The sequence below is a fragment of the bacterium genome (assembly GCA_040757115.1).
Classification (GTDB): domain Bacteria; phylum UBA9089; class CG2-30-40-21; order CG2-30-40-21; family SBAY01; genus JBFLXS01.
In genome coordinates this window covers 1-6,595 of sequence record JBFLYA010000209.1, presented here as the reverse complement: position 1 = coordinate 6,595, position 6,595 = coordinate 1, and the positions used below count along the sequence as shown (strand labels likewise).

7 protein-coding genes are annotated in these 6,595 nt (G+C 36.6%); 2 read left to right on the top strand and 5 right to left on the bottom strand.

Annotation, left to right across the window (positions count from 1 at the left end):
• Window positions 1-664: 664 nt before the first annotated feature.
• Window positions 665-811, top strand: a complete 147-nt coding sequence (locus tag AB1422_14975; GenBank protein MEW6620615.1) for an Rpn family recombination-promoting nuclease/putative transposase — start codon at window positions 665-667, stop codon at window positions 809-811.
• On the opposite strand, the gene AB1422_14970 is transcribed toward AB1422_14975, so the two are convergent.
• Window positions 782-1,015 (bottom strand): hypothetical protein, encoded by a 234-nt coding sequence (locus AB1422_14970; protein ID MEW6620614.1) that lies wholly within the window; start codon window positions 1,013-1,015, stop codon window positions 782-784. The genes AB1422_14975 and AB1422_14970 overlap by 30 nt on opposite strands.
• 130 nt (window positions 1,016-1,145) lie before the next feature.
• Here AB1422_14970 and AB1422_14965 point away from each other — a divergent pair, with 130 nt between their 5' ends.
• Window positions 1,146-2,375, top strand: coding sequence for a patatin-like phospholipase family protein (locus AB1422_14965; GenBank protein MEW6620613.1), 1,230 nt, complete (start codon window positions 1,146-1,148; stop codon window positions 2,373-2,375).
• Here AB1422_14965 and AB1422_14960 read toward each other — a convergent pair.
• The 4 genes from AB1422_14960 to AB1422_14945 all read right to left on the bottom strand — a co-directional run bounded on the left by AB1422_14960 (window position 2,344) and on the right by AB1422_14945 (window position 5,846).
• A complete protein-coding gene (locus AB1422_14960; GenBank protein ID MEW6620612.1) occupies window positions 2,344-2,751 on the bottom strand; it encodes a secondary thiamine-phosphate synthase enzyme YjbQ in 408 nt (135 codons plus the stop codon). The genes AB1422_14965 and AB1422_14960 overlap by 32 nt on opposite strands.
• A gap of 739 nt (window positions 2,752-3,490) precedes the next feature.
• Window positions 3,491-4,099: a hypothetical protein gene (locus tag AB1422_14955; GenBank protein ID MEW6620611.1), complete on the bottom strand. Its 609-nt coding sequence runs from the start codon at window positions 4,097-4,099 to the stop codon at window positions 3,491-3,493.
• Window positions 4,100-4,320: 221 nt separating this feature from the next.
• Window positions 4,321-4,953, bottom strand: coding sequence for a hypothetical protein (locus AB1422_14950; protein ID MEW6620610.1), 633 nt, complete (start codon window positions 4,951-4,953; stop codon window positions 4,321-4,323).
• Window positions 4,954-5,306: 353 nt separating this feature from the next.
• The gene (locus AB1422_14945) at window positions 5,307-5,846 is read right to left on the bottom strand and encodes a hypothetical protein (GenBank protein MEW6620609.1); all 540 of its coding nucleotides are present in this window, start codon (window positions 5,844-5,846) and stop codon (window positions 5,307-5,309) included.
• Window positions 5,847-6,595 lie beyond the last annotated feature (749 nt).

Below are 6,595 nucleotides of genomic sequence, written 5' to 3'. Positions count from 1 at the left end.
TGTTTTCCCCAATCAATTTCTACCTAATTTCTATAAGTTTCAATCTATTTCTATTATCTTATCTCCATATCACTCTTATCTCCTTATCCCCTTTCTTACACTTTTGATATATAGCCTGAACGGTTACAAATTATGAACGTTCTCGGATAAAACCTGTTTTTGACAGGTTCAGGAGTTAACCTTTATTTATCCAATCCTCCTCGATTGCTCGCGATGGTCTAACGACTGAACTCACCTGCTGCGGGAGGAATTACCACTAAACTTTATTAGCAAGATAAAACCTTGAAAATACCACAAAACTTTAATCACGGCACAGTCCCCCGCAGTCAGGTGCAGCGACTGGTTGAACTAAGCCATTTTGTGGCAGTTTTTTTTGACAGCTTTATAGAGCTATTTTAAGTTTATCATATTAGGATATTTGATGTCAAGAAGAAAAATGTACATTCAGCAATTCTCGGTGAATTTTTAGAGACTGAATTCATCTATGTTTAGGAGAGATAGAAAAAAATATTTTTCGTAAACATTTTGAGAGAAAAATAAGGAATAATGAGTCTCTATCTAATTTTTCACCGAGAATTCCTGACAAAAGTAAAAAACCTTTGACTTTTACAGAATTATCTGCTATAATACCAGTAAGATAAAAATGGGGCAGGAGAAAATAAAGATGGAGATATCCAATCCGCATGATGCCTTTTTTAAAGAGGTGTTTTCCAATAAAGAGAATGCAGATGATTTTATCAATGCTACCTTACCAGAAGATTTGAAGAAAAATCTGGATTTGTCAACATTGGAATTGGATAATAATTCGTAACCGTTCAGGTGGTAATTTACCGCAGAGACGCAGAGGAACAGAGAAGATATAGAAATAAATCAGATAACATAAAAGATTATTGATGCAGACATGGAAATACTTATGACTTGCTTGCCGAATGTTCAGCCGGCAAGCCAGATTTGTTAATCCATCCCTGATTTTCATCAGGGCAAGTTTAATGTTGTTGGACTCAAGAGCTTGCACTGATGAAAATCAGGGATGTTAAGCCTATCGTCCATAAATTTTAATTTTCTTCTCTGCGTCTCTGTGTCTCTGCGGTGAACGGTTACGACTCCTGGATAAAAAGTAAGAAGTCCAAAGGAGGTAAAATGAAATGGCTAAAATAGGTTTAGTTTTAAGTGGTGGCGGGGGAAAAGGGGCTTATGAAGCCGGTGTGGTCAAGGCACTAATCGATGCCAAAATTAAGTTCGATGTTATTGTCGGCACATCTGTTGGTGGCTTGAATGCAACATTGATTGCCTCTAATCAGATTGATGATTTGATAAAGCTATGGCAGGAAAAAATTACTAATAAGTCGGTATTTGCGCCCAAGATTAAATTAAAATTTAATTTTGGAGATATCTTATTCCTTTTTCCAATTATCTCGTTATATTGGGCAAAAAGCAAGTTAATTAAAATTGTTTCTAACATCAATTCCCTGTGCGACTCCACTCCATTGCGGAGTTTAGTTAAAAGTGTAGTCAATATCAATAACCTGAAGGGTTCCGGGAATAAACTAATTCTTACCGGGACAAATCTTCAGATTGGTAATGAGGAAACCTTTGTTAAAACTGAAGATGGAAAATTTTTCATTAAAAGAAAGGATTCGATTAAAGAGGTCAGAGATACGGATTTTGAAAAGATGGCTATTTCTTGTATGATGGCTACCTCGGCTATCCCGGTTGCCTTTAATCCGGAGGATATTTCGGGCTATCAATATATTGATGGTGGGGTAGGGAATAATACCCCATTAATGAATGCTATCGAATCTGGTTGTAAAGATATTTTCACTATTTTAATTAAACCGCCTCAACGCACACCGGTAGATTTACAATTTAGTAATCTACCTTTGATTGCTGCCCGAACACTCGAAATATTTTTAGAAAATACGACTGAGGAGGATTTTCAACGGGCAGAATTAATAAACAATGTTATCAAGACATGGCAAAAGATGGTTGAGGCAATAGATTTTATCCTTAAAAAAACTGCTAAAGATAAAGAAATAATCCAGCAAATTCAAACCGTAATCGAGCAAAGTATTCCTTTTAAACAGCACAAAGAGTTAATTAATAATATTGTCATCCAGCCTGATAAGGATATAGATATAGGGCTATTTGAGTTCACCCCTGAAAAATTGAAAAAAGCAGTTCGGCAGGGCTATCATGATGCCTGTAAGAAATTAGAGAAGTTAGATGAGGCGGGCAAATTAGAAGAACTCGGCGGCAGAAGATTAGAATGTGTTGAGTGTGCGTATGAAGTTGGCTGTGAAGGTAAAAAAATAGATAAAAAATTCTATTCAACTATCGATAAATTTATTGGGAAAACAGATGTGCAATTACCTTAACAAATACCTTTCTTCTTCGCGGGCCATCGAATTCACAAAAAAATATCCCCTGCCAGGTGCCTAAAACAAGTCGGCTATCCTCGATAAAAATATTCAGTGAAGTCCCAACAATCGTAGATTTAATGTGGGCATCCGCATTCCCTTCAGAATGTAAATATCCATCTTTGAAGGGAATAATTTTGTTAAGTTCTTTTAATATGTCAACGACTACACCTGGGTCAGCATTTTCATTAATAGTTATACCTGCGGTCGTGTGTGGCACAAAAAGATAACATATTCCGCTTTTTACCCCACTTTTGCGGACAATATCCTCTACCTTTGCCGTAATATCTATAAATTCTGTTCTGGATTTACTGTTTATCTCAAGTGAGTCCATAGAATCATCCTCCATTTTGAGTAGAGTATAGCATAAAAAGGATAGATTTTCAACTAAAAAAATACTTGCAATTAATCTTAATTTGAGGTATAATATAAAAATATGTAAGCGTTCCTGTGATTCAGACAGTAGACTATAGACATCAAACTTCAGACTAAAACGGGCAGAAATTGCAGAAGAATGAAGGCTTGGGAGACCTACCTATACTTCTGCTGGAAGAGTTGAAAGAGTAGGAAGAGTTGGAAGTGTTGGATGAGTTGAAGGAGTTTCTTCACTGACACGGACACTATCACTGACATAGGTAAGGCTTAGGAAAAATTTAGGGAGTGAAGTTTTGAGGATGGTAACCGTTCAGGATATAACCACAGAGTCACAGAGAACACAGAGGGAATATAGCAGTTATTAGTCAAAACTTTACTCAGAGTGGATAAGTAAAAAAAATCCCAAATCCCAAGCACCAAATTCCACATACCAAAAAGCGAATTAGAGATTAGTGAATTAGAGATTAGATTTTACTAATTCGCTAATTCGCTTAATTCACTAATTCACTAAATGGAATTTGGAATTTGTGATTTGGAATTTCAGAGCCCTATCTATGTCAAATTTCGATTAATAAGTGCTATAATGCGTGTCCATTTGTGGCTAATTTCTCTAATTCTCTGTGAACTCTGTGCCTCTGTGGCTGAACGGTTACTTTAATTTTTTCTCTGCGTCTCTGTGTCTGTGCGGTGAACGGTTACTACAAATGTGCAACAAAGGTCATCCAAAATCCTAATGAATCTTGATATTCCCCTTCATTTGGTGGGAACTGAGGTGGGTTGTTATCATCCACTGTTGCTGGGTCCTCTATTCCTGAAGTTACTTCACCCCATAGATAATATGTTTGACCACCACTGGTATCCAAATTTTCGACTAATGGATAAGTGGATAAATAGGCTATGTCTTTAAATTCGTCCTCTGGTGGAGTATTCTGATTATCACCACCAATGGCATATCTAGCCTCTAATATAGGTTTAGCAGGATTTGTTTTATAAACGAGATTACCTGCCCCTTCTAAATAAATATCACAGCGCGCATTTCCCTCTACATCTATCTTTGTTCCAGGTGCCTTATATTTTCCTGGGGAAGTAATCTCCCAGTACAATCCTGTCCCTTGAACATTTACGGTAATAAATGGGTCTAATTTTGCACCGATGGTGTTATACATAAATATTGGTCCTGGATTCTCTCCATCACATTCTCCTTCTATTTCATTACCCCAGGCATCTAATTCCGCATTTAATTCTGCCTTTACCTCCTGGCTAAATAATATCATCATACCTATTATAATATATACATATATTTTCATTTTATTTTTTTACCTCCTTCAAAATATTGAATGTTCTCGTATAAAACGAAGCCCTCTTTTACCCCCTTAGAAAAGAATTATCTCTTTCTTATCATCTTGCCCAAAAGATTGTTGCTAAAAAGAAAGAATTTATTCCTCTCTCTAAGTTTTCTATCGGCGTTTATCTATCCCTATTTGGAGAGATAATTTCTCCCCTAACTTATATGAACCAAACCATAATATTAAATATGTCCATAGATGATGATAATATATCCATCTGGGTCTAAATAATGACCTGCTTCATCATTTCCTTCAACCCTAATTTTATTCCAGAGATATTTACTCACATACGAGATATAGGTTGGTGCAATATTCCATTCTAAATCCCCGTGATTAGGATTAGTAGGGTCATTACTTCCTGCGATGATAGCCTTATTGGGTGGTAATATTTCCTCAAATGGATTATCAATTTCGTTATCCCCCGTTGCAAACCATGTTTCTAATATATTTGCGCCTGTATTGTAGTCCGGGGGATATGCTGTATTTATTAAGTTATCAACATCACCTACACCAATATTAAATAAAGAATTTGCCTTTACCATTACCAACGGTCCTGCACTCGCCGCTTCTCCTGTTCCACCATTAATATCCCAGGTAATATTAGGGTCAACAATTGTTATTTTCAAATATGGGTATACATCTCCTGTGACCCTTATTTTACCAGTGACAATCTCACCTTCTCCAGCCTGCTCAATATGGTCTGATTTTAATATTGCACCCTTGGCCAAAGCAATATCTGCCTTACTGGTAATTGCAATTGTTATTAAGAACAACGCTATTATATAACCTTTCCACCCCTTCAATTTTTTACTCATTCTTTTTTCTCCTTAGAATTATATATTTTAGTTTAATTTTCACGGTAACATAGCACCACTACACTCTTTCTTTCTCCCCACATATAAATATTTACTTCTCTATACTTCAAAATTTATATAACCACACTTTCACGCGAGATTCATATTTTTCACCATTAATATTTATTTTTCCCTTCGGTTTCCTTGTCTCTAATTTTTAGCATCAAGTTATTTTCGGATAATTTTTCCCCTCAATCCAATTGCATATTTTTATCTCTCCACGGTTATCATTCTTATTTCACACTTTTTAGGGAAGGAGGAAAGAAATTTTTTCCTCCTTCCCCTTTTTTTCATCTATAAACCTTTCTTCTTCTCTAAATGTGTCCATGGAAGACTATTCTAACTTCACCTTCATACCAACCATCGGCTTGCTGTTCTACAGGTACATCTGGCCACAGACAGTAGTCCTCAGAATTGGCGGTCGCTGGAGGATTCCCATTAGCATTCACTTTGCACATTAAGATCCACTCGTCATACATCCCCGCCGGTACCAGCTCATAGGATGTTAGCAGGGCTATCGGCTCTGGACCTGGACCTTCTAAATCTGTCCAGCCAAGCTCTACAGCGTAAGGACAGTTACTATCGACCCAAATATATGGTCCTTCTTCCGTATAGATCCCTGGTGATGTAATTTCCCAATGAATATGCTGTTCGCTAATCCGTACCTTTAAATATGGGTACACATCTGCCGTCACACGAATCCTCACCGTCACTTCCTCACCTGCACCCTCATCTGGGATATTATCCGACTTCAGTACTGTCGGACCTGGAATTTCGCCCTCTACATGTGCAAAACACATTACTGGTACTGCTATTACGGCTAATAGAGCCATCAACATTAGTAATTTCTTCATTCTTTTTCACCTCCTTTTTTTGTTAAAATTAGACTTCTGGGAAATACCATTTTTTTTGTCATTCCACACTTGATACGAACTTTCAAAGTCATTTATTTTCTTTTGATTCCTGCTTTGGCGTGAATGACACATAAAGTAAAATCTCATTTTCCAGAACTCTTTAATAACTTACCTCACCTCTCCTCTCCTCTCAGGATAGAATTTGTCTTCTGGTTTACCAAGGAGGCCGAGAATGTCCTCCTCAACTCGCCTGTCATCCTGACCCGCACCTTATTTTAGGAGTCTCAGGATCTAAAAGATTGGTCACTCCACTTCATTAGACATCACTTTTGCTGAATCGCCGTAGATAAAACTTTCCTCAAAAAATAAAAAAGGCTACTCTATCCACACATAGGGTAACCTTTTATTTCCACATAGGTTGTAATAAAATCCTCTTTTTCCCCTCCCCTTCCATTTTTCTCTTGAGAAACTGCCTGAACTATCATAGCCTTCCCCTTTCACCTTTTTTGTCCATTTTTATTTAGGCTATCTATCTTTCATTATTCCTTCTTTCTTCAGATATATAAATTATAGCACATTAATTAAAATTTGTCAAGTACTTTTTTATATTTTTTTATATTTTTAAAATTTTTCGACCTGTGAAATAGGAATATTTTGATCGTAGTTAGTATAAGAAGGGGGATAAGGGGATAAAGGGGATATGGAGATATCAGAGAAGAATATCAAGAAAATCTACTTACTGAGATAAT